At 62.0% G+C, this 24698-nt stretch carries 21 protein-coding genes and 2 tRNA genes; 14 read left to right on the top strand and 9 right to left on the bottom strand.

Translation table 11 applies throughout. The annotated features are described in order from the left end of the window. Positions 1-168: 168 nt before the first annotated feature. Both PT282_RS02175 and PT282_RS02180 read left to right on the top strand, forming a co-directional pair. Positions 169-609, top strand: coding sequence for a DUF3290 domain-containing protein (locus PT282_RS02175; RefSeq protein WP_277167946.1), 441 nt, complete (start codon positions 169-171; stop codon positions 607-609). Between the two features lie 200 nt (positions 610-809). Then, positions 810-1445 carry a DUF421 domain-containing protein gene (locus tag PT282_RS02180; protein ID WP_277167947.1) on the top strand — a complete coding sequence of 212 codons (636 nt, stop codon included), beginning with the start codon at positions 810-812 and terminating at the stop codon, positions 1443-1445. A 241-nt stretch (positions 1446-1686) separates the two neighbouring features. Here the strand turns inward: PT282_RS02180 and PT282_RS02185 are convergent, their stop codons facing one another. Then, positions 1687-2784 (bottom strand): diacylglycerol kinase family protein, encoded by a 1098-nt coding sequence (locus PT282_RS02185; RefSeq protein WP_277167948.1) that lies wholly within the window; start codon positions 2782-2784, stop codon positions 1687-1689. Between the two features lie 539 nt (positions 2785-3323). On the opposite strand from PT282_RS02185, the gene PT282_RS02190 reads away from it, so the two are divergent. The 6 genes from PT282_RS02190 (at position 3324) to PT282_RS02215 (ending at position 9574) form a co-directional block, all read left to right on the top strand. Then, positions 3324-4805: a hypothetical protein gene (locus PT282_RS02190; protein ID WP_277167949.1), complete on the top strand. Its 1482-nt coding sequence runs from the start codon at positions 3324-3326 to the stop codon at positions 4803-4805. Positions 4806-5438: 633 nt separating this feature from the next. Then, the gene (locus PT282_RS02195) at positions 5439-6698 is read left to right on the top strand and encodes an aromatic amino acid transport family protein (RefSeq protein WP_277167950.1); all 1260 of its coding nucleotides are present in this window, start codon (positions 5439-5441) and stop codon (positions 6696-6698) included. Between the two features lie 259 nt (positions 6699-6957). Further along, positions 6958-8244, top strand: coding sequence for a serine--tRNA ligase (gene serS / locus PT282_RS02200; RefSeq protein ID WP_277167951.1), 1287 nt, complete (start codon positions 6958-6960; stop codon positions 8242-8244). A gap of 243 nt (positions 8245-8487) precedes the next feature. Beyond that, positions 8488-8572, top strand: a tRNA-Ser gene (locus PT282_RS02205). A 69-nt stretch (positions 8573-8641) separates the two neighbouring features. After that, positions 8642-8827 carry a hypothetical protein gene (locus PT282_RS02210; protein WP_277167952.1) on the top strand — a complete coding sequence of 62 codons (186 nt, stop codon included), beginning with the start codon at positions 8642-8644 and terminating at the stop codon, positions 8825-8827. 210 nt (positions 8828-9037) lie between these two features. Continuing rightward, a complete protein-coding gene (locus PT282_RS02215; RefSeq protein ID WP_277167953.1) occupies positions 9038-9574 on the top strand; it encodes a Fic family protein in 537 nt (178 codons plus the stop codon). An 89-nt stretch (positions 9575-9663) separates the two neighbouring features. Here the strand turns inward: PT282_RS02215 and PT282_RS02220 are convergent, their stop codons facing one another. The 3 genes from PT282_RS02220 to PT282_RS02230 all read right to left on the bottom strand — a co-directional run bounded on the left by PT282_RS02220 (position 9664) and on the right by PT282_RS02230 (position 12139). Next, a complete protein-coding gene (locus tag PT282_RS02220; RefSeq protein WP_277167954.1) occupies positions 9664-10131 on the bottom strand; it encodes a hypothetical protein in 468 nt (155 codons plus the stop codon). 64 nt (positions 10132-10195) lie between these two features. Continuing rightward, positions 10196-10747: a helix-turn-helix domain-containing protein gene (locus PT282_RS02225; protein WP_277167955.1), complete on the bottom strand. Its 552-nt coding sequence runs from the start codon at positions 10745-10747 to the stop codon at positions 10196-10198. Between the two features lie 780 nt (positions 10748-11527). Next, positions 11528-12139: a TetR/AcrR family transcriptional regulator gene (locus PT282_RS02230; protein ID WP_277167956.1), complete on the bottom strand. Its 612-nt coding sequence runs from the start codon at positions 12137-12139 to the stop codon at positions 11528-11530. A gap of 213 nt (positions 12140-12352) precedes the next feature. On the opposite strand from PT282_RS02230, the gene PT282_RS02235 reads away from it, so the two are divergent. After that, positions 12353-13783: an MFS transporter gene (locus PT282_RS02235; protein WP_277167957.1), complete on the top strand. Its 1431-nt coding sequence runs from the start codon at positions 12353-12355 to the stop codon at positions 13781-13783. 210 nt (positions 13784-13993) lie between these two features. Here PT282_RS02235 and PT282_RS02240 read toward each other — a convergent pair whose 3' ends face one another. Next, positions 13994-14509 carry an HXXEE domain-containing protein gene (locus tag PT282_RS02240; RefSeq protein WP_277167958.1) on the bottom strand — a complete coding sequence of 172 codons (516 nt, stop codon included), beginning with the start codon at positions 14507-14509 and terminating at the stop codon, positions 13994-13996. A gap of 168 nt (positions 14510-14677) precedes the next feature. On the opposite strand from PT282_RS02240, the gene PT282_RS02245 reads away from it, so the two are divergent. After that, a complete protein-coding gene (locus tag PT282_RS02245) occupies positions 14678-15223 on the top strand; it encodes a TetR/AcrR family transcriptional regulator (protein ID WP_277167959.1) in 546 nt (181 codons plus the stop codon). Positions 15224-15307: 84 nt separating this feature from the next. On the opposite strand, the gene PT282_RS02250 is transcribed toward PT282_RS02245, so the two are convergent. Together PT282_RS02250 and PT282_RS02255 are read right to left on the bottom strand one after the other, a co-directional pair. Further along, the gene (locus PT282_RS02250) at positions 15308-15970 is read right to left on the bottom strand and encodes a response regulator transcription factor (protein WP_277167960.1); all 663 of its coding nucleotides are present in this window, start codon (positions 15968-15970) and stop codon (positions 15308-15310) included. A 112-nt stretch (positions 15971-16082) separates the two neighbouring features. Continuing rightward, positions 16083-17834 (bottom strand): ATP-binding protein, encoded by a 1752-nt coding sequence (locus PT282_RS02255; RefSeq protein ID WP_277167961.1) that lies wholly within the window; start codon positions 17832-17834, stop codon positions 16083-16085. Between the two features lie 112 nt (positions 17835-17946). Between PT282_RS02255 and PT282_RS02260 the strand changes: the two genes are divergently transcribed. Both PT282_RS02260 and PT282_RS02265 read left to right on the top strand, forming a co-directional pair. Next, complete coding sequence (locus tag PT282_RS02260) at positions 17947-20235, top strand: PspC domain-containing protein (RefSeq protein WP_277167962.1); 2289 nt, start codon at positions 17947-17949, stop codon at positions 20233-20235. Continuing rightward, positions 20232-20777 (top strand): hypothetical protein, encoded by a 546-nt coding sequence (locus tag PT282_RS02265; RefSeq protein ID WP_277167963.1) that lies wholly within the window; start codon positions 20232-20234, stop codon positions 20775-20777. The genes PT282_RS02260 and PT282_RS02265 overlap by 4 nt, the downstream gene beginning before the upstream one ends. Before the next feature lie 137 nt (positions 20778-20914). Here PT282_RS02265 and PT282_RS02270 read toward each other — a convergent pair whose 3' ends face one another. Then, positions 20915-22102, bottom strand: coding sequence for an MFS transporter (locus tag PT282_RS02270; protein ID WP_277167964.1), 1188 nt, complete (start codon positions 22100-22102; stop codon positions 20915-20917). A gap of 24 nt (positions 22103-22126) precedes the next feature. Between PT282_RS02270 and PT282_RS02275 the strand changes: the two genes are divergently transcribed. After that, positions 22127-22501, top strand: coding sequence for a hypothetical protein (locus tag PT282_RS02275; RefSeq protein ID WP_277167965.1), 375 nt, complete (start codon positions 22127-22129; stop codon positions 22499-22501). A gap of 50 nt (positions 22502-22551) precedes the next feature. Here PT282_RS02275 and PT282_RS02280 read toward each other — a convergent pair. Further along, a tRNA-Pro gene (locus tag PT282_RS02280) sits at positions 22552-22628 on the bottom strand. A gap of 362 nt (positions 22629-22990) precedes the next feature. Between PT282_RS02280 and lysS the strand changes: the two genes are divergently transcribed. Beyond that, positions 22991-24595, top strand: coding sequence for a lysine--tRNA ligase (gene lysS, locus PT282_RS02285; RefSeq protein WP_374114159.1), 1605 nt, complete (start codon positions 22991-22993; stop codon positions 24593-24595). Positions 24596-24698: the final 103 nt, after the last annotated feature.

Genomic DNA, 24698 nt, shown 5'->3' on the forward strand with positions numbered 1-24698 from the left:
GCGAAGCGAGGGGAGCGGGCCATGGGGCGCCGAGCCGGGTCCGGTTGCCGACAGCGCGTTTCGAAATGTCATATAAATTCCCCTGTGAGCGCCAAAGCCGCGGCGGCCGGCGCGCCAACCCTACGATGGGGCGAAAGGGATTCCATCAACCTACAGTTCGGGGCGCCCATGACCTTCTATGGCATCGATTACCTGCAAAACCAACACGGCATCAACGAATACGTCCGCTTCTTCGTCATCATCGGCCTGTGCGTGGTGTTCGTCGCGTTCTTCGTGCTCTACCTGCGCCATCGTCTCAAGACCAAATACCGCGACCTGGGCATCATCGCGCTGCTGCTGGTGGCGCTGGTCTTCGGCGGCGGCTACACGCAGTACCGGCAGAGCGAGACCGCCAGCGCCAAGGCCACGCAGATGGTCGGCTTCGTCACCCATGTCGCCCGCGAGCGCCACGTCCCCGTGCGCGACGTGCTCGTCAACTCGAAATACCTCAATCAGAACGTCATCGTCAAGATCGGCGACAAGTTCTACACGGTGACCCTCAACACCGACTACACCGCCTACAAGCTCACCGAGACCCACATGCTCACCGACGTCAAGGAGGAGCGGTGAACGCGCCTGCCGGCAGGCCGCCGCTCCCTTCCGCTGGAAATCGGACAATTCTGCTAGAAAACGTACGTTTCGGCGGTCGAAAACATACGAAAACTCGCAGGACTGTCCGATTTCCAGCAGGACCATGCTCACTTCGGTAAGGGGCGATTGGCCGCGCCACCGTCTCACGCTCATTGGCATAACAAGTAAAAGGAGCCATCATGCTCATCAGCACCACACTCATCGTCAAGCTCGTCGTGGGCATCGCCTTCCTGATCGTCCACATCAACCTCTTCGGCAAGTCCAACCTCGCGCCCACCAGCGCCATGGACCAGATCCAGAACTATGTGCTCGGCGCCATCATCGGCGGCGTGATCTACAACGAGCAGATCAGCGTGCTCCAGTTCGTCTTCGTGCTGGTCACCTGGACGCTGCTGTGCATGATCATCAAGGTCGGCAAGGAGAACAGCCGGCTGGTCAAGCGCGTCATCGACGGCCGGCCGGTCATGCTCATCTCGCATGGCTTGGTGGACGTCGCCACCTGCATGCGCAACGGCGTCTCGGCCAGCGACCTGATGCTGAAGCTGCGCTCGCAGGGCGTCTACGAGACCTCCAAGGTGCTCAAGGCCTACTTCGAGCAGAACGGCCAGCTCACCGTCATCTGCTACGGCGACGAGACGCTGCGCCTGCCGCTGGTCGTCGACGGGCAGGTCGACGCCGACGTGCTCGAGGCCATCGGCCACGACAGGGAGTGGCTGGAAGGCGAGGTCGCGCGGCGCGGCTTCGACGGGGTGAAGGCGGTCTACCTGGGCGAATACGTCAAGGGCGGGCTCGAGCTCACCGGATACGCCAAGTGACCGGCGATGTTTGGAGTGGCGTTGGGCGAGGGCTTCCTTCGACAGTGTTGGTTTATGGACAGTTGGCGTTGTCTCGCGTCAGTATTTTTGCGATATTGGGACAATAGTGACGATTATGGTATCCAGCTGTCATTATTTTTGCGTTACTGTGTGAATACTGTCTGCAGGGGCAGCGCGGGAAGGCTGTCGCGTACGCCTTCGGCACTAGCTCGCCGGGGTAGGGCATGCGGCTTGGCCGGTACTAGGCGAGGGCGTCCTTCGACGGCACGCGCACGCACAGCGACTTGGGTTCGATGGTGAAGCGGATGTGGTCGGACTCGCCGAGCATGTCGCCGTCGACCTCGGCCAGGGCCGGCTTCTCGAGGCGCACCTCGGCGCTCACGCCCTGGATCTGGTCCATGGTGGAGTTGGTGGAGATGGGGCTCTGCTGTGCCTTGCCGGTGATGGTCTGGTGCATCACGTCGCCGAAGAGGTTCGCCCAGCCGAGGATGCCGCCGGAGGTGTCGATGATCTCGAAATCGAGCCGGCCGTCGTCGAAGGAGGCGTCGGGCATCAGCGAGAACATCGGGATCTGGCCGCAATTGCCGGCCAGCATGGTGCGGAAATGCACGTTGGTGATGGTGCGGGCGGTGTCGTCGTCGCTGGTGATGGTGATCGTGCCGCGGTACTTCGGCGCGAAGAGGTGCTTCATGGCCCCGGCGAAATAGGCCAGCCAGCTGATGTTGTTCTTGAGCTGCGGGTCGGTGTCGTCGATCATGTCGGCGTCGAAGCCGATGCCCGCGATGATGAGGAACGCGTGGGCGTGGTCGTCGGCGGGACGGTCGAGCAACGCCATGCGGCCCATGTCTACCAGGCGCTCGCCGCGCGAGGTCGCCACCGTCAGCGCCGCCTCGATGTCGTCGATCGGGATGCCCATGTTGCGCGCGAAGAGGTTGCCGGTGCCGATGGGGACGATGCCCAGGATGTGGCCGGTGCCGCCCACGGCGCTCGCCACCGTGCGCACCGTGCCGTCGCCGCCCACGGCCACCAGCACGTCGGCGCCGTGCTCCAGGGCCTCGAGGGCGCAGACCCGTCCGTCGCGCTCCAGCGTCGTCTCGATGAATTCGATGTCGGCGATGCCATGCTGCTTGCAGAAGCGCTCGATGTAGAGCCGCGCGCGCTGCGCCTGGGGCTTGGAGGGGTTGACGATGAAGGCGTAACGGACCTGGTCGCCATGGCGTTCCCTGAGTTTCCGGGCCCTGCGCCAGCGTTTCCAGCCACGCCAGGCCAACGCCGCGGCGGCCACGAGCACACATGCTGCGAGCAGGACGGCGATGACGATAAGCGCAGTGCGAGACATGGTTACATTGTGGCGCGATACGGTGACCGTTGTCTGGGAAAGGAAGAAAAACGAACGAATCTTACACGTCTGTCCGCTGCGGTCGTCGCTTCGCGTTCCGTTGGCGTATAAGCGTTCCGGGGTGGCGTGCCGGTTCGCTTCGGCGGCGTCTCACTATTCGTCGCCGTGCTGTCGCGGGCGGTGAAGTTTTCCTATACTGTCAACCATGTTCGAGATGAGGACCGAAGCCAGCGCCATGGCCACCGCCATGCCTGGCTCGTCGATTGCCCTCCGGCCGTGCGCCATCGTCGTGGGTCGCTGAGGCCGGCGGGCGCATAGGACGATCGCTCCCACGATGTTTTTCGATGATTTCCGATTGATTTGCGCGGATCGCGCCGGTACTGTGCGTTGAGTCACATGGCCCCTCGATCCGCCCCACAGTGAGATATGATGTTTTGCCCCGTATCGGCCGACGGTTTCGAAAGTGGCCATACCGGGGCGGGTTGCGCAGGATGAAGGCGGCGGAACCGATGGATTTGGTAAGGAAAAGCGGCATTGCCATGACGACACCACAGAATCGCCCGATGCGGCGGCAGGCGGACGGCGCCCGGACGCAGGGAACGCGGGTGACGTTGCGCGCGGCCAATGAGAACGCGGGCAACGACGTGAACGACGACGTGAACAAGGTAAAGGACAACGTGAACGCGAAGGTGAAAGTCGGCGTGAACCCCAAGGGCGCGGCCGATGCCGCCGCCGATGGCGCCGACGGCGGGGAGGCCCGCGCGATGAAATGGCACGGCCAGGACGTGCGCTGGATGCTGAGCCTCTTCGGCACGGCGATCGGCGCGGGCGTGCTCTTCCTGCCGATCGACGTGGGCGGAACCGGCGTCATCGGCCTGCTGCTCATGCTGGCCATGGCCTATCCATTGGCTTATTTCGCGCACCGGGCGATGTGCCGCTTCGTGCTCTCCGCGCGCGACCCCGACGACGACATCACCGATGTGGTGGAGCAGCATTTCGGATTCGGGCCGGGCATGGCCTTCACGGTCGTCTATTTCGTGGAGGTGCTGGTCATCCTGCTGATGTACTCGGTCTCCATCGTCAACACGGCCGAAAGCTTCATCGTCAACCAGCTGCACATGCACGCCCCGCCGCGTGCGCTGCTCTCGCTGCTGCTGGTCGGCGCCTTGATCCTCATCGTGTCGTGCGGCACCGGGGTGGTCACCCGCGTGATGAGCTGGCTGACCTGGCCGGTGCTGGCCGTGCTAGTGGCCTTCGCGCTCTACCTGGTGCCCCACTGGAACGCCTCCATGCTCACCAGCGTCCCGAGGAACGCGTCCGGCGGGCTCGATGCCGGTTCCCTGGCGCTCGGGCTGTGGCTGTTGGTGCCGGTCATCGTGCTCACCTTCGACCACTCCGCCATCGTCTCCTCCTTCTCCGTCAACGTGCGCCGGCGCTATGGCCGGTTCGCGGACCGCAAGGTCGGGGCGATCCTCAAGGCCGGCGAGCCGCTTATGGTCACCGTCGTGCTCTTCTTCGTGATCAGCGGCGACCTCGCCCTCACGCCCGCGGACCTCGCTCGGGCCAAGGCGCAGAACGTCTCCATCCTCAGCTACCTGGCCAACGTGCTCGACACCCCGGCCATCTCGTGGATCGCCTCGATCACCGCGTTCATCTGCATCTTCAAGGCGTTCCTCGGCCACTACCTCGGCGTGGAGGAGGGCTTCGGCGGCGTGATCCGCAAGGTGGCCCACATCCGCCACCGCGTCATCGAACGCAGGGTGCTGCGCCCGGTAGTCAACGTGGTGATGTTCCTCGCCTGCTGGATGGTGGCCTGGGCCAACCCCTCGGTGATTAGCATGATCGAGACGATGGCCGGACCGCTGATCGCCTTCATCCTGTTGCTGCTGCCGATGTACGGCATCCACCGGATCCCCGCGCTCAAAAAGTATGCCGGCCGAGCCAGCAACGTGTTCATCACGCTCGTCGGCCTCGTGGCGGTCAGCGCCATCTTCTACAACATCGCCGCGCTGTTCGTGTGAGGCGGACGCGTCGGTGGCCTTGCCGCCGGTCCTCTTAGGCGTGCGGTCACGCTTTCCCGGCATGGCGCAGGTCGCCCGTCCCGGCGTTCCGTCCTGACGCCTGCGCTCGTTGCCGCGCCGCGGTGGGGCCGCTCTCCTCGCTCTGCGCAACGGGCCGCGTCTCACTATGTGTCGGTGGGGTTGCCTTTCCCCCGTTTGCGGTTAAGGTTGTCGCTATGTTCGGTTTGACAACGCAATCAGGCGTCGCGGCGGTGGCCGCGCGCCGTCTCGGTGTTGCCCAAACCTTGAACGTCTCGCGCTCGGCTCGTCGATCGTCGTCTTCGACTGCCGTCAGCAGCGATATCTCGGGTTCGTCGTCTGAACTTCGTTAACACCGCCATATCGCATCCGTGTCGGCAGTCCTCTGCCCGGTGATGCGTGTGATGTCTTGCTCCATACGGGCAGTGATCCATATCGAAACGGATTCCCCGCAGTATCGAAAGCAAACCATCAGAAAGCGGCATCATGTCACCATATCCAGAACAACGAGAACGGCCGGAACAGCCGAAGCGACGTCAACGAGCGGCGGAACCGCGAACGCACGGGGCGCGGCCCGACGCGCCGGAGGAGCGGAAGGTCAGCGAGGCCTATGCCATGAGCTGGCACGGGCAGGACGTGCGCTGGATGCTGAGCCTGTTCGGCACGGCGATCGGTGCGGGCGTGCTGTTCCTGCCGATCGACGTGGGCGGGGTGGGGACCCTTGGGCTGCTGCTCACCATCGTCATCGCCCTGCCCCTGGCCTATTATTCCCACCGTGCGATGTGCCGCTTCGTGCTTTCGGCAAGGAACCCCGGCGACGATATCACCGATGCGGTCGAGCAGCATTTCGGTTTCGGCTTCGGCATGGTCTTCACCCTCATCTATTTCGCGCAGACCTTCGTGCTGCTCATGGTCTATTCCATCTCCATCACCAACACGGCCGAAAGCTTCATCGTCAACCAGCTGCACATGCCCGCGCCCTCACGCGGCCTGCTCTCCCTGGTGCTCGTCGGCGTCCTCATCCTCATCGTCACCTGCGGCACGACCGTGGTGACCCGGGTGATGAGCTGGATGACCTGGCCGGTCATCGCGGTGCTGGCGCTGTTCGGACTCTACCTCATCCCGCGTTGGAATCCGGCCATGCTCACCAGCTATCCGCGGGGCACCGGCGGCGGCCTCGACCTCGGTTCCCTGGCGCTGAACCTCTGGCTGCTCATCCCCGTCATCGTGCTCACCTTCGACCATTCCGCGATCGTCTCCTCCTTCACCGTCAACGCGCGCCTGGAATACGGCGCCGAATACGCGGAACGCAAGATCGTCAAGATCCTCGGGGTCGGCGAGCCGATGATGGTCGCCGTGGTCCTGTTCTTCGTGGTCTCCAGCGACCTCGCCCTCGACCCGGCGAGGCTGGCCATGGCCAAGGCAGAGAACGTCTCCATCCTCAGCTACCTGGCCAACGTCCTCAACAGTCCCGCCATCTCCTGGGTGGCCGCGCTCACGTCATTCTTCTGCATCTTCAAGGCGTTCCTCGGCCACTACCTCGGCACCGAGGAGGGGCTGGGCGGCATCATCCGCAAGGTGGCCGAGACCCGGCATCGCGTCATCCCGAGAAAGGCGCTGCGTGCCGCGGTCAATGCCATCATGTTCTTTGCCTGCTGGCTCATCGCCTGGGCCAATCCATCCGTGATCGGCATGCTCGAGACCATGGCCGGCCCGCTGATCGCCTTCGTGCTGATGCTGCTGCCGACCTACGCCATCCACCGGGTGCCGGCGCTCAGGAAGTACTCCGGCAAGGCGAGCAATGTGTTCGTCTTCGTGGTGGGCCTCGTCGCGGTGAGCGCCATCGTCTACAACATCGTGGAACTGTTCGTCTGAGTGTCCGTCAACCCATGGAAGGCAGGTGGTGCCATCGGAGCCGGGAAGGTCGGCATCCCCGGTCGGGTGACCGGGAAGGGTTCCGGAAGAAGGAGCCGAGAGTTTTGCAAGGCAAAGGTAATCGAGGGAGACGCCATGCGCCGTTCGCGGGACTTGCGTGCCGGATCGAGGAAAGGCCATACAAGGCCGGATTCGGCCCGGTTCGCAAGCGCTATCGCGGCGGCCATGGGTGTCCCTTTGGGAAAGTAGGCTAGAAGCTATGCTAGATATCCAATTCATCCGTGAACATCCAGACGTGGTGCGCGACTCCCAGCGCAAGCGCGGCGAGTCCGTCGAGCTCGTCGACGAGGTCCTCAGGCAGGACGAGACCCGCCGTGCGGCGCTGAAGTCGTACGAGGAGGCCCGCGCCAGCCAGAAGGCGATGGGCAAGAAGGTCGCCTCGGCGCCGGCCGACGAGAAGGCCGCGCTCATCGCGCAGACCAAGGAGCTTGCCGGCAAGGTCTCCGAATACAAGAAGGCCTCCGACGACGCCTCGGCCGCCTACACCAAGGCCATGTGGCAGTTCTCCAACATCGTCGAGCCCGAGGCGCCCGAAGGCGGCGAGGATGACTACGTGGTCGTCAAGAAGGTCGGCACGCCGCGCGACTTCAAGGCCGAGGGCTTCGAGCCCAAGGACCATCTTTCCCTGGGTGTCGGCGTGGCCGGCATCGACATGCGCCGTGGCGTCAAGGTCTCCGGATCGCGCTTCTACTTCCTGCGCGGCGCCGTGGCCCGCATGCAGATCGCGATGCTCACCATGGCCGTCGACCAGGCCGAGGAGAACGGCTTCACGCTCGCCATCACCCCGACGCTGGTGCGCCCCGAGGTCATGGCCGGCACTGGCTTCCTCAACTCGCACGCCGATGAGATCTACCGCCTGCGTGAGCCCGACGAGCAGTACCTGGTGGGCACCTCCGAGGTGGCGCTCGCAGGTATGCACGAAAACGAGATCCTTGATTTGTCTGACGGCCCGCTGAAGTACACCGGCTGGTCCAGCTGCTACCGCCGCGAGGCCGGCGCCGCGGGCAAGGACACCTCCGGCATCATCCGCGTCCACCAGTTCGACAAAGTGGAGATGTTCGTTTACTGCAAGCAGGAGGACTCCCGCGAGATGCACCAGCAGCTGCTGGGCATGGAGGAGCAGATGCTGGCCAAGGTCGAGGTGCCCTACCGCACCATCGACACCGCCGCCGGCGACCTCGGCTCCTCGGCCGCGCGCAAGTTCGACAACGAGGCGTGGGTCCCCACGCAGGGCCGTTACCGCGAGCTCACCTCCACCTCGAACTGCACCGAGTATCAGGCCCGTCGCCTGAACATCCGCGAGCGCTGCGAGGACGGCTCCACCCGTCCGGTCTCCACGCTCAACGGCACGCTGGCCACCACCCGCTGGCTCGTCGCCATCCTCGAGAACCATCAGCAGAAGGACGGCTCCATCGAGATCCCGAAGGCCATGCGCCCCTACATGGGCGGCCGCGAGGTCATCGAGCCCACCAAGTGGGAGGCCTGAGCCTGAAAGCTGACGTCCGAAAGCGCCATAAACAAGCCGCTGGCAATCGCTGAGCGGCTCGTTTATGGCGCTTTTCCATGGTTCCGCCATTTTTGAGCCGCTTGGTTGCGGTCAGCGGCGGGTTTATGGCGCATTTGATGGTTCCGCCACTTTTGGGCTGGTGCTTCGGCTGTCTGCGGGCGGTTGGTATAATTCATGAGTTGCGCTGCGTTGCATGCCGAAACGCATGTGTCGGCGCGACATGGACAGATGTCTGAGCGGTCGAAAGAGACGGTCTTGAAAACCGTTGAGGAGCAATCCTCCGCGAGTTCGAATCTCGCTCTGTCCGCTTTCAAATGGGGATTTTGAGTATTTGATCAAAATCCCCATTGTTCTATCGTCCATTAGGAGGCTGGCTGTGACCATCGTAGAGAAGCGTGCTCAGGATGTGTATCAGGCCATACATTCCACGGAGATGGAGGGACAGCACGTCGATGGGCAGTTCATGGCCGATGCGAAGGAATATATTTTCGGCGATATTGATTTCGAGGAATGGGGCAAGCGTGTCAGGAACCGTGTTCGCCGAGAGGTAGCCCATGCCTGATAATGGTGGGTTTGCCGATCCGTATCTTATGAATGGCACAGATATACTCGTCAATCTGGCCGGGGCGAAAACGCGGAATGATCTGCTGCATGCAGAGAGCATGCTTGTTACTTATTCCAGTGCTGGATTGCGGAGAGAACAACTACAGGCTGACGGAACCATCGGTCAATTGTGTTTTATACATCGGTCATTGTTCTCTGAAGTTTACCCATGGGCGGGCGAGTTCCGTACGGTGGATATATCCAAGGGTGGTTCGACATTTCTGCCGGTCGCGTCCTTGAGACCGGTGCACAATATGTCGAGTCTGTACTGCGCGAGGATGGCATGTTCAAAGGCATGGATCGTAGGAAGTTCATCGAGCGACTGAGTGTCAGTTACGACAATCTCAACGACCTTCATCCTTTCCGCGAGGGCAACGGTAGAGCGCAACGATTCTTCTGGGAGCTGATTGCCCATGATGCCGGCTGGCATTTTGATTGGGGTCTTGTGACCAAGGAATTCAACGACCAGGCGTCGATTGCCGCTATGCGTGACGACGACTTATCGTTGCTTGAGCGAATGTTCGACACCATCGTCAAACCATTGGACGAGCCGCTTGTCGCTGGTCCCGATCCCAAGGCGCTGAGCAGAGGCGAATATGTTCCCTCAAGAATCAGCGGCATCAAGCTTGATCCTGCCAATTCTTCGGCGTTGTATGAAAAGTACATTGGTGCGCATAGGAGGATGAAACCATACTACGGTCGCTGAACCGTTTGAATTGTGTTCGGTTGTGGTGTGCGGCTCGTTCATTCGTGGCGTGAGGGGTGTTTCTCTTTCCGGCTGTGGTCCGCTTGCTGTCAGCTGATCGCGCCGTTGATGAGGTCGGCGGTGCCGCGCGGGTCGGCCACGCCCAGCACGAGCCGGCTGTATTTCTCATCGCGCAGCTGGATGACCAGCGGCTGTTCGGGTTGAGCGACGTTCCAGAACTCGGTGTCGCCGTCCTTGAACCTGAACGTTCCCGCGTGCTTGCCGGGCACCGACAGGCCGGGCGCGCGCACCGCTTTGCGCTTGGCCAGGCTCATCCCGGGGTCGACGGTCGCACCCATCACGTGCGTCAGCGGTATCCTCATGCCACCCGTGAGCGACCAGAGCTTGTCGAGGCCGTTGACGCTCACCGTCAGTGTCGCGCCGTCGATGGCCACGGTGTTGCTCGCCTTCGTCGTGCCGGCGTTCGTGCCGTGGCTTTCGGTGTTGTCGGTGTCGGTCTTAGCGGTCGAGCCGCCGTCTGCCATGGTGGCCGTTGCCTTCTCATTGTTTTCGGACATATTCTCGTTCCCTTCTCGTGGTTGTCGTTGTGCTTTCGGTACGTATGGTTTGTGTTTTCGTGTCTTAGGCTGACGGTGAGCCGATCTCAGCACGCTTGAGCAAGGACCGGCCAAGCGCTTCGGTCAGCCGTGTGCGTTGCGATTGGCTGAGCTGGGAACGCCAGTCCGCGAGGATGTCCCGCGCCTTCGCGTCGTGCGGAGCCAGCTCCAGGCAGGTGATGGCCACAAGCGTGAGGACGTCGTCGCAGAACGCGTCGCTCGGGGGATGTGGTGCCGAGGGCGATTGGTTGTCACTGTCCTGTTCGAGAAGGTCCGATTCCGGAACCTTGCCGGCGTGTTCGGTCTTCGTTGTCGTCGTGTCGGCGGCGGTCGCCTTCGAGGGAGAGGATACGATTCGTTCCCGCGCCGCACTATCCGGCGTGCTCTGCAACGCGCCGCGCAGAACGGCGAGGAACACGCCCCGTTTGCTGCCGAAGGCCTGGTAGAGGCTGCCACGCTTCAGTCCTGTGGCCGCGACCAGATCGTCGACCGAAGTCGCGTCGTAGCCTTGGCGGTGGAACATCTCGCCGCACCGCGCGAGCACCTGGTGCTCATCAAAACTTCTTGGCCTTGCCATGGCTATCACGATAACAGTTTTTGAATAAATAGTCAAAAACTATGGAGCCTGAGTTTCTCTCGATTGCTGAACGTCGGGTAGTGACGGCGAATGTCGGGTTTCAAGATGTCGATTTGACCGTTCCTGGCTGGGTTTGTCGTTATTCGGCATGTTGTATAGGCCCATCGGAATATTAAGTTTTCTGGAACGCATACGATGTCAGGCCAAGAATCATCAAAGGCGTAACTCGTCTTCAAGGTAGTGCGGCTTTGGAATTGAATTATGAAGGTCAATCTTACGAAGAGCATATGTTGGGACTCCTCGTCAGGAACGCTAAATAACAAGTCCATCGGTCCAATATTGCCTGTCTCGCCGGTACCTTTTACGGATATGGAGCTGATTCGTATGCTGGATGTAGCCGAAAGTTTCATCGTCTTTGAGGAAGGCCGGTTATGACCATCGTTGGGAAGCGCGCGCAGGATGTGTATCAGGCTGTTCGCTCCACGCAGATGGAAGGACAGCGCGTCGATGGCAGTTCATGGCCAATGCGAAGGAATATATTTTCGGCGACATTGATATAGATGCGTGGGAGCGTCGCACCGAGCAGCGCATTCGCGGGGAATTCGCCCTTGCTCGAGGAGAGGTTTGTCGATCCCTACCTGATTCCTGGAAGATTGGCCCAAGGTGGGGAAGGCGTTCGTGCAATTGATAATGTGGCAATTGTCTTTGTGGATTTGTTGGGCTGAGTCCTGTTTTGTTGAATATGTTCGAAAGTCAATGCCAGCGTGAGGCTTGTTTCGGTCATTGCTCGATGTTGCGCTCGATAATCAGCGCGAGGGAGTCGACGCCGGATCGCCGGATCCGGTCGTGTTCCTGGCTGGTGTGGTCGGTGTAGAGCAGTTCGTCGACGAGGGCGGTGGTGAAGTCGAAGATGACGGTCGACAGTGTCTTGAGATTTTCGATGTCACCGCCGTTGGTGTAGTACAGGCAGCATTGGTGGACAAGGTCCTTGATTTTCTCGCTGTGCCGTTCCTGTACCTTTCTTGCTGCGGGCACGGCGTGGGCGAGTATCTCGATCTGGAGGTGGAACCGTCGGTCCTCGCTGTCGACGAGCTGGTCGATGAGACGGCCGAGCCATTCTCTTTTGTCGTTGCGGAACAGGTCGAACGACTCCTGGGTGTCGATGCGTTCGAACACGTCGTTGAACGACTCGTCGTATTCCTTGAGGAGCTCGGCCAGAATGGCCTCCTTGTCGGTGAAATACGTGTAGAGCGTGCCGATGGACACTCCGGCCTCGCGGGCTATCTGGTTGGTGGTGACCTCGAAGTAGTTGCCCTCGAGAAACAGTTTCTTGGATGTGTCGAGGATGCGCCTGACCTTCACTCTGGCACGTTGCTGCGTCGGTTGCTTCATCGTCGCCGTTTCCTTCCGTTCCTGACTTGTTGTTCTGAGTATACGCTCGGTTTTCTTACAAGAAGGCCGGCTTTCCTGAATTTATGGCCGATGCGGGCTTCGGTAAGCATAAAATAAAATGAGTATAAACTCGCTTTTGGTTTGACGGGTCGCTTTTCCCGGTGTATTCTCGCTCAAGCAATTGAGCAAATACTCATTTTTTGGAGGTTGATTGTGGAAAACATCGGAATGCAAGCGGCGCCGTCGCGTGGCAGAAGGGTCGCGCTGACGGTGGCCATGTGCCTGGGCATAGCGCTGGTGATGCTGGACACCACCATTATGAACATCGCCCTGCCGGCCATGCAGCACGGGCTGGGCGTGGGCCTCGACCGGCTCTCGTGGGCGCTGAACGTCTACACCATCATCGTGGCTACCTGCACCATACCGTTGAGCCGACTGGCCGACATCTATGGACGCGGAAGGCTCTTCGTCGTGGGCCTGCTCCTGTTCGGCGCGGGAAGTCTGATCGCCGGGATGGCGCCGGGTTTCGGCGTGCTCATCGCCGGACGCGTTGTCTCCGGGCTGGGTGCGTCGGTGCTGCTGCCCGTCGCTAACGCGCTCGGTATCTCCGCATGGGGCGTCAAGGACCGTGTCAAGGTCGTCGCCGCGCTTGGCCTCACCCAGGGAGGTGCCGCCGCCGTCGGCCCGACCGTGGGTGGAATCGTCACCGATCGGCTCTCGTGGAACTGGATCTTCCTGGTCAACGTCCCCATCGTCGCCGTTGCGCTGATACTTTCGTTCTTCGCCCTTGATCTGAAAGGCGAGAGTCGGATCCAAGCCCGTATCGACTGGCTTGGTAGCATCGTGTCCATGGCCGGCCTGTTCGTCGTCACCTTCGGGCTCATCGAGTCCAAGAACTGGGGGATGGCCGATCCGCGCGTCTGGATGTGTCTTGGTGTAGGTGTTGTGGCTGTGGTCCTGTTTGTGCTTGTCGAACGCCATGTGTCCTCGCCGATGGTCGATCTGCGTCTTTTTCGGTTCCGCCAGTTCACCGCCGCCGCGCTGGTTGCCCTCATCGCCCAGTTCTTCTACATAGGCGTATTGGTCATTCTGCCTACCTTCTTCACCGCTGTGCAAGGCAGAAGCGAGCTGAACGCGGCGATGATCCTGCTGCCTATGTCGCTGACCGTCTTCGCGTTTGGCGGGTTTGGCGGGCTGGCCATCAACAAGCTTGGTCCGCGCCTCCTTGTTCTGGCGGGACTGTTCGCCGTGCTTGCCTCATATGTGCTATTGGCGATTGTGAATCCCGTGAGCGTGACGGCCATGGCCCTCGCGGCTCTCGTTCTAGGTGTTGGCTTCGGCGTCATTGCCGGACCCATCAACGTGCTCGCCGCCTCAAGCTTGCAGGGCGAGCTGTTGACCGCCTCCCAGAGCGTGATCAGCGTCGTCCGCCAGATCGGCTCCGTGCTGGGCGTCTCCGTCTTCGTCTCCATGACCACCCGTAACATCACGGCTCTGCCGACGCACACCCCGCAGGCCATGACCGGCGCCTACATCGGCGTCTACCGGATATGGATACCCGTGCTCGCGCTTTGCCTGCTTCTTGCGCTTCTGTTCCCCAGAAAACGCAAATATCTGCGGGAACTGAGCGTTGGCGTTCGATGATTTCACGCGTCCGTGAAAATGTAGGATTCGTCGGTCATGTAGACGGTTTGGCCTGTGTGACCGGCAAATCCCATGCACGGTGAGGTTCATAATGGCAACTGCCGTCGGTGCCCCAAGGAATGGAGTAAAGGAAGAAGATGCGGCATCAAAATAACGTTGCATGACTACTTTGCTTGCATGGATATATGAGTCTTCCGCATTGGCGCACCTTTAATGGTTGGCGTATCTCAACAGTACGGTTTGAATTTTGGGCATGAGCGTATGGATGAGTTTGAGATTAGAGGCGAACACCGCGAGCGCGGCGGCCTGCCAGAGCAGATAGACCGGCCAACCCGATCGGTCGATATGCCAGTAGGCGACGATGAGCCAGGCCATGAACGGCATCTCGGCAAGGGCGGTGATGGCGCCGGGGACGTAGCCGCGCGCCAGCGGGCAGGCGAGGATGTGCACGACGAGATGGAACGTGTAGGCTCCGCAGCTGGTCAGATACAAGGTGGTTCCGCCGGTGAGCGAGCATGCGATGGAGACGATGACCAGCAGTACCATTTCCTCGGCGACGCCTGAGCAGAGCGCCGGCCCGTCGGTGACGGCGCCGAAGGCCCGGCGCTTGATGCCGTTCGTACTGCCCGATTCCCGCCGCTTCCATGCGGGCACCATGATCATCTCTTCGAAGTCGTGGAGGATGAAGACGATGGGTAGGATCCAGAAACTCAGGAACATCGACATGATACCGGCCTTTCCGCCAAGGGTGACATTTGTTACCCTATGAAGGTAGGGCGCTCGCGGGTCGGAAGTCCACCGGATGACACAGATTCATCTGAAGTGTCACCTCGCAACGACGAAGTGGGTTGTACGGCGGGCGACGGAAGCGGGAGTGGGGTTGTCGAGATGCGCATGGATGGTAACAAGACCAAGGTCGAAGACCGGATCATTGACGCGCTGTTCGCCAAGTTGGAGACGAGCACCTTCGCGTCTCTGACTGTCTCCGAGATCGCGGCCGCGGCGGGAACCTCGCGCAAGACGTTCTATCGGCATTTCACTGGCAAGGCGGATGTGGTGCGCTGCTATCTTGAGGGACTGATGTCGGGGCTGGTCGACGAGGACGAGCGGATTGGAGACATGACGTTCGCCCAGGGAATCCGGCATTATTTCATGTATTTTCAGCCCCGGATACCCCGGCTGCGGTTGCTGCGGGACAACGGGCTGCTGGACTCGGCGTTGCTGATCCAGAACAAGGTGTTCACCGGACGCTTTCCGCGGTTGAGCCTGCCGTGGCACGAGCCCGAACTGGGGGAGGAGCGGCTGGCCGATCTGTTCGTCGTCGGCGGTCTGTGGAACGTGCTCGCAGACAGCCTCGACGCCGATCCTCCGGCCGACCCTACGCGCCTCGCCAATACGTTGATGTCGCAGGTGGTCAGGCGCACCGGCAGGCTGGGCTGAAGCGTTGTGGAAGAGACGAGCCTGTAGGATGTGTGCATTCGCAGACTTGCGGACTGCTGCAGGAGACGAGAATCAACAGAGACCTCAGACGATGCGGCGGTCGGCGGCCCAGCGGGTCAGCTCGGTGCGGTTGGAGAGCTGGAGTTTGCGCAGCACGGCGCTGACATGCGTCTCGACGGTCTTCACGGAGATGAACAGCTCGCCCGCCACCTCGCGATAGGTGTAGCCGCGCGCGATGAGGCGCATGACCTCCTGCTCGCGGGTGGAGAGCTTGTCGAGTTCGTCGTCGTGTTGCGCGGGCCCGGTGCCTTGGAATGTCGAAAGCACGAAACCGGCCAGTTTCGGCGAGAAGACGGCGTAGCCCTCGTTGACCTGGATGATCGAGGAGATGAGGTCGTCGCCGCTGATGGTCTTGGTGACGTAGCCGCGCGCCCCGGCACGAATGACCGCGCCGACATCCTTCGGTGAATCCGACACCGACAACGCGAGGAACGCGGAATCAGGGGAGAGGGGCTGCGATTTCGCCAATATCTCGGCGCCACCACCACTCTCGCCGCCGGGCACATGGACGTCCAGCAGCACGACATCCGGTTTGGTGTCGGCGATCATCGCCACCGACCCCTCCACATCCGGCGCCTGGCCGACGATGGTGAAGAACGGGCTGAGGGTGGCGATCACACCGGCGCGGAACATCTCATGGTCATCGACCACGGCCACCCGGATGTCACGGTGGTCTGACGACGCCATGGCGGTGCGCCGAATATCGGACTGGTATGTGGAGGAAGCGGCTTTGCCGGTTTCCACATGGGGAAGCTGACCCGCCCCGGACCGTGCCATGGGTTGTGTCATATTCGTCCCGTCATTCATGCGCGTCTCCAGTCCTGTCTCCATCCGCCATTATGCCATCCCCGCCATCGCGTTGCCCGGAGATGGGCATATGCATGCGGACCTCGGTGCCCCACTGAGGCCGCGAGACGATTTCCGCGGTGCCTCCCCGGCGTTTGATCCGCCCGACGATGGACTCGCGGATGCCAAGTCGGTCTTCGGGGATGGCGTTGACGTCGAATCCCTTGCCGTGGTCGCGCACGAACACCTCGACCTTGTTCCTGCCGGCCTCGCAGTATACGGAAATGGGTTCGCCGCCATGCTGCGCCGCGTTGAGCATGGCCTGTTCGCTGGCGTTGAGCAGGGCGTCGGTCTGCGCGCTGGGACGGGCGTCGCCCACGGTCACCACGTCTATGGGCTTGCGGTACTCGTCCTCTATGCGCGCGGCGATCTCGTGGAGCCCCGCGCCCACCGACCGCTCCGGGGGAGTGCGGTCCTGGTAGAGCCACCGGCGCAGTTCCCGCTCCTGACCGCGTGCCAGGGCGAAGACGTTTTCGGGCTCGTCGCTGTGCAGCTGGATCAGGGCGAGAGTTTGCAGCACACCGTCGTGCAGGTGCGCGGTCATGTCGGCGCGCTCCTCCTCGCGTTCCTTCAACGCCCGTTCGTGGCCAAGGTCATGGACGAACTTGTTGCCCAGCGGTACCAACGCCACGGCGACACCTGCCAGAAGCGCCAGGCCGGCCACCATCGCCGAGATCGGCAGATGGGAGTGGAACGCTGGCGAATCGGTGCAGATGATGTAGCCGACACCCACCAGCGCGACGCCGACGATCAGATAGGGCAGCTGGCCCTTGGCGGCGTTCATCTTGAGCCATGCCACGCCGATGCCGCAGAGGGCGAACAGGCCGCCGATGGTCAGGTCGGCGGGAATGGGGCTGGCTGCGAGCGCGATGGACAGGACGATGAGCGCCAATCCGGACAGGGCTATCAGCGAGGGCTTTGAGGCCCGCCGCAATGCCTGGCCGATGTCCTCGAACGAGCCGAAAGCGTTGGCTATGGTGTCGTCGTCGAACATCGCCGACGAATCCATGGCTGGTTGCGCCGACGTCTCCTGGGATTGCCGGTGGCTGGCGGTGCCGGATGGTGAATTCGCTGCGGTTCCGGATCTGACGTGTTGCTGGTACGGAGACGGAGCGGCACCGTTGGTTCTGGTGCGTTTCGTGCTCCCGGAGTTTTGATAGCCGAAGTCGGCACCGTTGCCACGATAGGCGTCATCTCGCGGCTGATACGCGGCGTTTCCGCGGGAGAGCGGTCCTTGATTCGCCGTTCGCTGGGCCCAATAGGCGGCCAAGGGGTCGCCGGCCGGCACGAACACCCACAGGAACACATAGGCGGCGATGCCGGAACCGAATAGGAACGTCAAGGCGATGAACGCCAGACGGATGACGGTCACGGGGATTGACAGATGCAGGCTCAGCCCACGGCACACGCCGCAGAGCACGCGCTTGCTTTTGGGCCTGAGCAGAGGCAGTCGCTGGCGGACGGGAATGGGGAACGCCGACTGCCCCTGATGGCCGCTGCGGTTCGACGATTCGCTGGAAGCCTTGCGATAAGGGGCATTCCCGGCATCATCACGACCATAAGGGGGCCGATAGCCATATCCGCTCCTTTGATGATACGTGTCGCGGAAACGGCCATGGGGATCATCACCGTGCCGGCCGTACGGCGTACCAGGGCATGGCTGCCCCGCTGGTGCGCGGTACTCGGCTCGGTTTCTTGGTCTCATGGTTCCATTGTGCCCTCAATATGACAAGGATAGGGGGAATTTGCCGAAAATCAGGGTCGAATCAGGGTGTTCCCTGACCCTTTCGCGAGTGTCGCCATGATGTAATGGCCTTATGAGCAACCACAACATGTATGCCGGGCCTGCGCAGGGTCCGCAGTATTACCAGGGCGCGCCCGGATCGATGCCGCCCAGCCATGAGCGGATAGACCATTTCTTCCGCTGGATCCGTTCCAGCGGATTGATGCGTGGCAACAACCGTTGGATCGCGGGCGTGTGCGATGGCATCGCGGTGCGATACGGTCTGAGCCCCGTCTTCGTGCGGGCGGTGGTGGCCGCATCCACGTTGGTGTTCGGCTTTGGTGCCGCGTTCTACGCCGCGGGTTGGGCGCTGCTGCCGGATTGCCGCACTGGCCGGATCGACGGCGAGGAATTGGTGTATGGCCACTGGCAGTGGTCGTTGCTGGGGCCGATCGTCTTCATGATCATCGCCTTCGCAACGCCCGGTATCGGTGGGTTGGCGGCAATCATCGCCGTCGGTGTGCTGCTGATCATGGTCAATAGCCTGCAGCATCGTGTCCGCAACCAGAGCGGGGGCGGTTTCGAACAGGGGGGAATGCCTTATCGTCAGCAGCCAACCGGCCCCGAAGGTCCCGGTTCCTGGCAGGGAGGGCAAGGGCACCCTCCCATGTCGAACGTGAACATGCCTGCCGGAAACGAGCCGAACGCCGAAGGAGGTGCGCCCCGGCCGTCTGCGTTTCAAGGACCATACGATGACGGACAACAGGGCCAATCCTTTCGTGCCTCGAATGATCGAGCCGGGGGATACCAGTCGGTAGATACGGACGCGGAGCCGGATTTCGTGGGCTATGAATCAGCTCCGCCTCGGCATCCGGGCAACGACGGCGCCGAATATTACGACGAGCCGCCCACCTATATGGCACAGCCGTATGGGCCTGCCTATCGTCAGGAACAGCCTTACTTCCAACCCGCCGATATGGATCATGCTCTGAAACGGATGAAGCGCAAGCCGGCGGGAGCCATACTGGTCCTCTTCATGCTGGGTCTCATCCTCTGCTCCGGGGCTGTCGTCGCAATCGTGTGTGTGAGCGAAAGTGATTACCTTGGCTCCATGCTCAGGATGGGTACCATCTGGGTCGGCGGCGTGCTGCTGTCTCTGGGCATCGCCATCGCGGCGCTGGGGATGGTCGGCAGGCGTTCCGGTGGTCTGCACCCATTGATGTGGATCGCGGTCGTCGTGGCCGTCGCGTTCATCGCCTCCGACATCGGCTACTCCTATGTGCTTAACGACATGAATCGCGCCGACGCCTCCTATCAATCGGTGAGCGTGACCGGTTTCAAGGCCCTCAACGGCAGCAGCAAGAGCGAGATCTCCAGGCTGGACGATGGCGTGGCTATCAGGGGGAACCGCCTCGACCATGATGTCGTCAACATCGACATGAGCGGATACGCCAAGGTCCATGGCACCCATGAGATCGAGCTCAATGACGGCAGCAAGGTTCAGTCCGGTTGCCCGACCGGCCACATCGACCTGACGGTGCAGCAGGCGACCACATACATCACCTTGCCGGCAGGCTGCTCCTACCGTCTCAGCCATGATGGCAGCATTGGCCAAGGTTCTTCTGCATCAAGGTGGCAGCGGGAGTCGAGTACACCGGATAAGCCCGACAAACCAGCTAAGCCCGACAAGCCGGCCAAGCCAGGCAAACCCGATGTGTCAGCCGAGCCGGAGGCGTCGGACATGATGACGCAATCCTCTGCTTCGCGCAATGCCGACGCAACCGATGGCTCCGTCGCGGTCGTGGCCGAGAACGCCTATGGAGCTGGTGGGCAGGCCGGGGAAGTTTCGGGTCATCCGATTGAGCAATACTCTGCGGCGGGTTCGGTGAGGTCCGCTTCCTGCTCCCACAAGCATATGAAATCAAGCGATGGCAGCGAATACGACGAAAGCTACGATTGCGACGACGATCACGACGGTGACAACGCCGATGACGATGACGACGAAGACTATGACGATGACCACGATGGCGACGAGGACCATGATTTCTGCTTCGGATTCTGCGACGGTGGCTTCGGTATGTGGGTCGATGACAGTCTGGCCACGGGCACGAAGTCCTTGGGAAGCGGCTATGTGGCCATCGGCCGCAACGCCCAGATCGGTATCGGAGACCGCAGCTACGGCCGCCTCGAATTCCAGCACGGCGCTCGCACGTCCAAGGACTACCAATGGTATTTCTCCGACAACCATGCCAAGATGCCGAAAACCGGTCCGGAACTCACCATTGACGTGCCGTATATCGTTGAAGGCCGCGTGACGGTGCAGTATCCGTCCGAAAGCACCGTGCCGACCTATGCGCGGTTCAGCAAGGAGCAGGGCAAATGACAGACGTCTGGAATGGAGAACATGAAATGACGAACAACGATGCGGGTGCCGGCTTCGATGGCGTTCGCGACGCCGATACCGTCGAGATGTCCGCAGGGTCGTACGCGAACGGGGCGTCGGATGAGACGGACGAAGCGGTATCCGCTCGTCGGGATGGCAATCACGGTGCCCGAGAAGGGTCGGGCGGCGCCGATGGGTCGTATGGCTACCGGTCTGGCGGAGACGAAGAGGCCCCAGGGCCGGCCCCGTATGGCCGTGTGCCACACGATATGCCGGAACAAGGCTCTTGGAACGGCCCCCAGCCTCCCAGTGGTCCGGCCGTGGCGACCATCGCGCTGAGTCTGCTGCCGCTATGCGTGGGAGTGGTGGCGCTGGTCGTCGGCATAGGCTTCCCGATCCCGGTGCTGCCGAGGTTCATGAATGCCGATCCGCGTGCGCTGGTGGCGTTGTCGTTGGCGGTACTGGGTGGCTTGCTGATCATCGTCGCACTCGTCTGGGGTTCGGTGTCCCTGGTCCGGTCCCATCGAGCCAAGTCGCTGTAGAGGATAGATAGGGAGGCAGGAAACATACGAAAGGAACGAATCTCGTCTGGATGCGGTGACCTGGCGACAATGGACGCTTAGGTTTCAGATGAACCTGTTTGGCACTGAGCCGCATTCAGCTCAAAATCTGGCGTGGTTCAGACCTCCACCGGTTCCAGACGCTCGAACGCATCGGTGTGGGTCTCGTACTTCAGCGAATAGACCGCTAGCAGCACGATGGCCACGACGCCGAACGGGAAACCGCCCAAGGCGGGGTAGTGGTAGTTCATGTTCGACACCGTGAGCATCGAGCCGCCGACCATCGACCCGACGGCATTGCCCATGTTGAAGGCCATCTGCACCGCGGCCCCTCCGATGAGTTCGCCGCCGCCCTTGCCCGCCTCGGCAAGCAGCAGCTGCTGCGGGGTGGAGATGAAGAAGAGCGCGAAGGCGATGATGAAGGTGAGGATCGCGGTGCTCACCCGATTGCCGGGCACGAGGAACACGAGGATCAGGCCGATGACCGAGAAGAGCTGGCCCAGTCCGGCGGTGCCGGCGGTGCGCCAATGGTCGGTGAGCTGGCCTCCCACCAGCCCTCCGATGACCATGGCGAAGCCCGCGAGCATCATCAGCAGCGGCACGGTGGAGGACTGGTAGCCTCCGACCTTCTGGAGCCACGGCGACACGTAGCTCCACCAGCTGAAGATGCCGGTGTTGCCGGTGAACACCGCCGCCAGGATCACCCACGGGCCCGGTTTGCCCAGGAAGCGGAACTGGCCGATGATGCCGGTGTCCCTCACCGGTTCGACGCGCGGGATCCACGCGAGAACCAGCACGATGGTCAGCGCCGCGGTCCCGGCGAGGATGAGGAACGCCAGGCGCCAGGAGAGGTGCTCGGCGATGAAGGTGCCCGCCGGCACGCCCAGCATGTTGGCCACGGTCTGCCCGGTGATGGTCAGCGACACCGCCTGCGCCTCCTTGCCGGGTTTCGCCAGTGTTTTGGCGATCAGCGCCGACGTGCCGAAGAACGCCCCATGGGGCAGGCCGGAGATGAAACGCGCGGCGACAAGGACCGGCGCGTTCGTGGCAAGCGCGCTGAAGGCGTTGCCGGCCAGGGCGATGGCCATGAAGATGACAATGAGCCGCTTCGGCCCGGTCTTGCGGCCGAAGACAAGCATCACCGCGCCCACGCACACCCCGATGGCATAGGCGGAGATGAAGTTGCCGGCGGTGGGGATGGAGACGCCCATGGTGTGGGCGGCCTGCGTGAGGATGCCCATCATCACGAATTCGGAGGCGCCGAAGGTGAAGGCTCCGGCGGCGAGTGCGAGCAGACTCTTGTTCAAGGTCGTTCCTTTGCGGTTGGGTTGATGGCCGATGCGGCTGGTGGAATCGTTGCTGTTGCTGTTGCTGTTGCTGTTGTCGTTGTCGTTGTTGATGTTGGTGTGGTCTTAGTTATTGCCGGTTTATTTGTTCTGTCGGTTTCGCTCATTGCAGTTGCCCATGTTCGGGTTGCCTATGTTGCGGGCCGCATCCGTCCGGCGGCATGGCGTCCGTTGCGGTCGTGGCTCGTAATGGGCGGACCGTTTCCCAAGCGCCTTGTGTCTCGGGCGCCCTGTGTCGTTTGCCACATATCGGACGAACGCTGTGCGCCGCGCGACGCGAGCCCATCTCCGACGTTCACGCAAGGACGTGGCTCGGAGATGATGACGCACAATGGACAACTGAAAAAACTTTGGGGATGACCAGCACTGCTGGGATGAGGAAACCCCTTGCAGAACAAGGGGTTTCTAGTTGGTCGGGCTGGCGAGATTTGAACTCGCGGCCTCTTCGTCCCGAACGAAGCGCGCTACCAAGCTGCGCTACAGCCCGATGAACAACAGCAATCATCATACAACCAACCCACCGACGAGCGATCTGTGCGTGTCGCGTGGAGGTCGGTGGCTCGCTTTCCGTGGTTGTGCTTCCTTCGGGAAGCACTCCGGTTTTTCGCGGTATCGCATTGGTCGTCCCACCCGCCAGTCCGCCAATCATCCCATCCGTCGTCCCTTCCGCCAGTCATCCCATCCGTCATCTCATCCTCATATCGCCGTTCGTCTCACCGTCCGTCTCACCCAATGGTCCTCCCGCAAAACAACGGCCCATCGTGTATCCACGGCTCGGTACACTCATGAGGTATGAGTGAAACCAAAGAGCCCGGGGAGAACCGGCAAGAAGAAGCCGAAAACCGGCAGATGTCCACCATCGAGCACGCGCAGATGCTCCTGGAACAGGACAGGCACATCGCCAAGAACATCGAGGATGGCGCGTCGTTCGACGAGGCCATCGATCCCACCAACAAGGAATTCGGCCCACTGGCCCACCCCGAGCAGGTGCAGATGCGCGTGGCCAAGCGCGCCCAAATGCTGAAGGACGGCGTCAACCCCTACCCGGTTCTCATCCGCCCGACCGACACGATTCCGGCCGTGCGCGCCAAGTATGACGGCAAGCTCGAGGCCGGCCAGGAGACCCAGAACGTGGTCTCGGTGGCGGGCCGTGTGCTCTGCCTGCGCAACGGCGGCGGGCTGTGCTTCGTGCAGCTCTCCTCCGGCGACGGCACCAAGATTCAGGGCATGATCTCGAAGAAGGAGATCGGCGCCGATTCGCTCAAGTCCTTCAAGCAGTTCGTCGACCTCGGCGACCTGCTCTACCTCAAGGGCCGCGTCATCGCCTCCAAGACCGGCGAGCTCTCCATCTTCGCCAGCGAGTGGAAGATCGCCTCCAAGGCGCTGCAGCCGCTGCCGGCGCTGCACAAGGAGCTCTCCGACGACACCCGCACCCGCAAGCCCTACATCGGCATGATCGCCGACGAGAAGATCCGTGACATGGTCCGCAGGCGCTCCAAGGTCGTCTCCTCGCTGCGCAACACCTTCGCCCAGGATGACTTCCTCGAGGTGGAGACCCCGATGCTGCAGACCGTGCACGGGGGAGCGGCGGCCCGCCCGTTCACCACCCACATGAACGCCTTCGACATCGACCTCTACCTGCGCATCGCCCCGGAACTCTTCCTCAAGCGCTGCCTGGTCGGCGGCATCGAGCGCGTCTTCGAGATCAACCGCGACTTCCGCAACGAGGGCGTCGACGGCACGCACGCTCCCGAGTTCACCATGCTCGAGGCCTACCAGTCCTACGGCAACTACGACACCATTGCGGCCCTGACGAAGAAGCTCATCCAGCGCTCGGCCATCGACGCGTTCGGCTCCACCAAGGTCACCTTGCTCGACGGCAGTGAATACGACTTCGGCGGCGAGTGGAAGCAGATCTCCATGTACGACTCCCTGTCCGAATCGCTGGGTGAGGAGATCACCCCGGAGACCAGCGTCGAGCACCTGGGCAAGATCGCCGACAAGCTCGGCGTGGAGCGCGACGAGGTGGAGAACCACGGCAAGCTGGTCGAGCACCTCTGGGAGCACTTCTACGAGGCCGATCTCGGCGCCACGGTGCCGACCTTCGTGCGCGACTTCCCAGTGGAGACCAGCCCGCTCGTGAAGGCGCACCGTTCCAAGCCCGGCGTGGTGGAGAAGTGGGACCTCTACGTGCGCGGCTTCGAGCTGGCGACCGGCTACTCCGAGCTCAACGACCCGGTGGTGCAGCGCCAGCGCTTCGTCGACCAGGCCAAGGACGCGATGGCTGGCGACGTCGAGGCGATGGACATCGACGAGGACTTCCTCGAGGCCCTCGGCGTGGGCATGCCTCCCACCGGCGGCATGGGCATGGGCATCGACCGCCTGCTGATCGCCTTGACCGGCGCCACGATCCGCGAGACCATCACCTTCCCGCTGGTCAAGCCGCTCAACTGATCGCATTTCGGCGATAGGCGATAGGTGATGCGGCCAGCACGACGCATCGCCTGTCCGTCAAACACGGGTCCGCTTCCTTTCCGGGGCGGGCCCGCGTTCGTTC

Source organism: Bifidobacterium sp. ESL0763, from assembly GCF_029433395.1.
Lineage (GTDB): Bacteria > Actinomycetota > Actinomycetes > Actinomycetales > Bifidobacteriaceae > Bifidobacterium.

What these genes read in the sequence shown, in the direction of transcription:
- PT282_RS02220 (WP_277167954.1), bottom strand. Translation starts at nt 10,131, where the DNA reads ATGTCCGAAAACAATGAGAAGGCAACGGCCACCATGGCAGACGGCGGC.
- PT282_RS02230 (WP_277167956.1), bottom strand. Translation starts at nt 12,139, where the DNA reads ATGAAGCAACCGACGCAGCAACGTGCCAGAGTGAAGGTCAGGCGCATC.
- PT282_RS02275 (WP_277167965.1), top strand. Translation starts at nt 22,127, where the DNA reads ATGGCCGATGCGGCTGGTGGAATCGTTGCTGTTGCTGTTGCTGTTGCT.
- PT282_RS02225 (WP_277167955.1), bottom strand. Translation starts at nt 10,747, where the DNA reads ATGGCAAGGCCAAGAAGTTTTGATGAGCACCAGGTGCTCGCGCGGTGC.
- PT282_RS02190 (WP_277167949.1), top strand. Translation starts at nt 3,324, where the DNA reads ATGACGACACCACAGAATCGCCCGATGCGGCGGCAGGCGGACGGCGCC.
- PT282_RS02180 (WP_277167947.1), top strand. Translation starts at nt 810, where the DNA reads ATGCTCATCAGCACCACACTCATCGTCAAGCTCGTCGTGGGCATCGCC.
- lysS (WP_374114159.1), top strand. Translation starts at nt 22,991, where the DNA reads ATGTCCACCATCGAGCACGCGCAGATGCTCCTGGAACAGGACAGGCAC.
- PT282_RS02195 (WP_277167950.1), top strand. Translation starts at nt 5,439, where the DNA reads ATGAGCTGGCACGGGCAGGACGTGCGCTGGATGCTGAGCCTGTTCGGC.
- PT282_RS02175 (WP_277167946.1), top strand. Translation starts at nt 169, where the DNA reads ATGACCTTCTATGGCATCGATTACCTGCAAAACCAACACGGCATCAAC.
- PT282_RS02255 (WP_277167961.1), bottom strand. Translation starts at nt 17,834, where the DNA reads ATGAGACCAAGAAACCGAGCCGAGTACCGCGCACCAGCGGGGCAGCCA.
- serS (WP_277167951.1), top strand. Translation starts at nt 6,958, where the DNA reads ATGCTAGATATCCAATTCATCCGTGAACATCCAGACGTGGTGCGCGAC.
- PT282_RS02265 (WP_277167963.1), top strand. Translation starts at nt 20,232, where the DNA reads ATGACAGACGTCTGGAATGGAGAACATGAAATGACGAACAACGATGCG.
- PT282_RS02260 (WP_277167962.1), top strand. Translation starts at nt 17,947, where the DNA reads ATGAGCAACCACAACATGTATGCCGGGCCTGCGCAGGGTCCGCAGTAT.
- PT282_RS02215 (WP_277167953.1), top strand. Translation starts at nt 9,038, where the DNA reads ATGGGCGGGCGAGTTCCGTACGGTGGATATATCCAAGGGTGGTTCGAC.
- PT282_RS02240 (WP_277167958.1), bottom strand. Translation starts at nt 14,509, where the DNA reads ATGTCGATGTTCCTGAGTTTCTGGATCCTACCCATCGTCTTCATCCTC.
- PT282_RS02245 (WP_277167959.1), top strand. Translation starts at nt 14,678, where the DNA reads ATGGATGGTAACAAGACCAAGGTCGAAGACCGGATCATTGACGCGCTG.
- PT282_RS02250 (WP_277167960.1), bottom strand. Translation starts at nt 15,970, where the DNA reads ATGGCGTCGTCAGACCACCGTGACATCCGGGTGGCCGTGGTCGATGAC.
- PT282_RS02185 (WP_277167948.1), bottom strand. Translation starts at nt 2,784, where the DNA reads ATGTCTCGCACTGCGCTTATCGTCATCGCCGTCCTGCTCGCAGCATGT.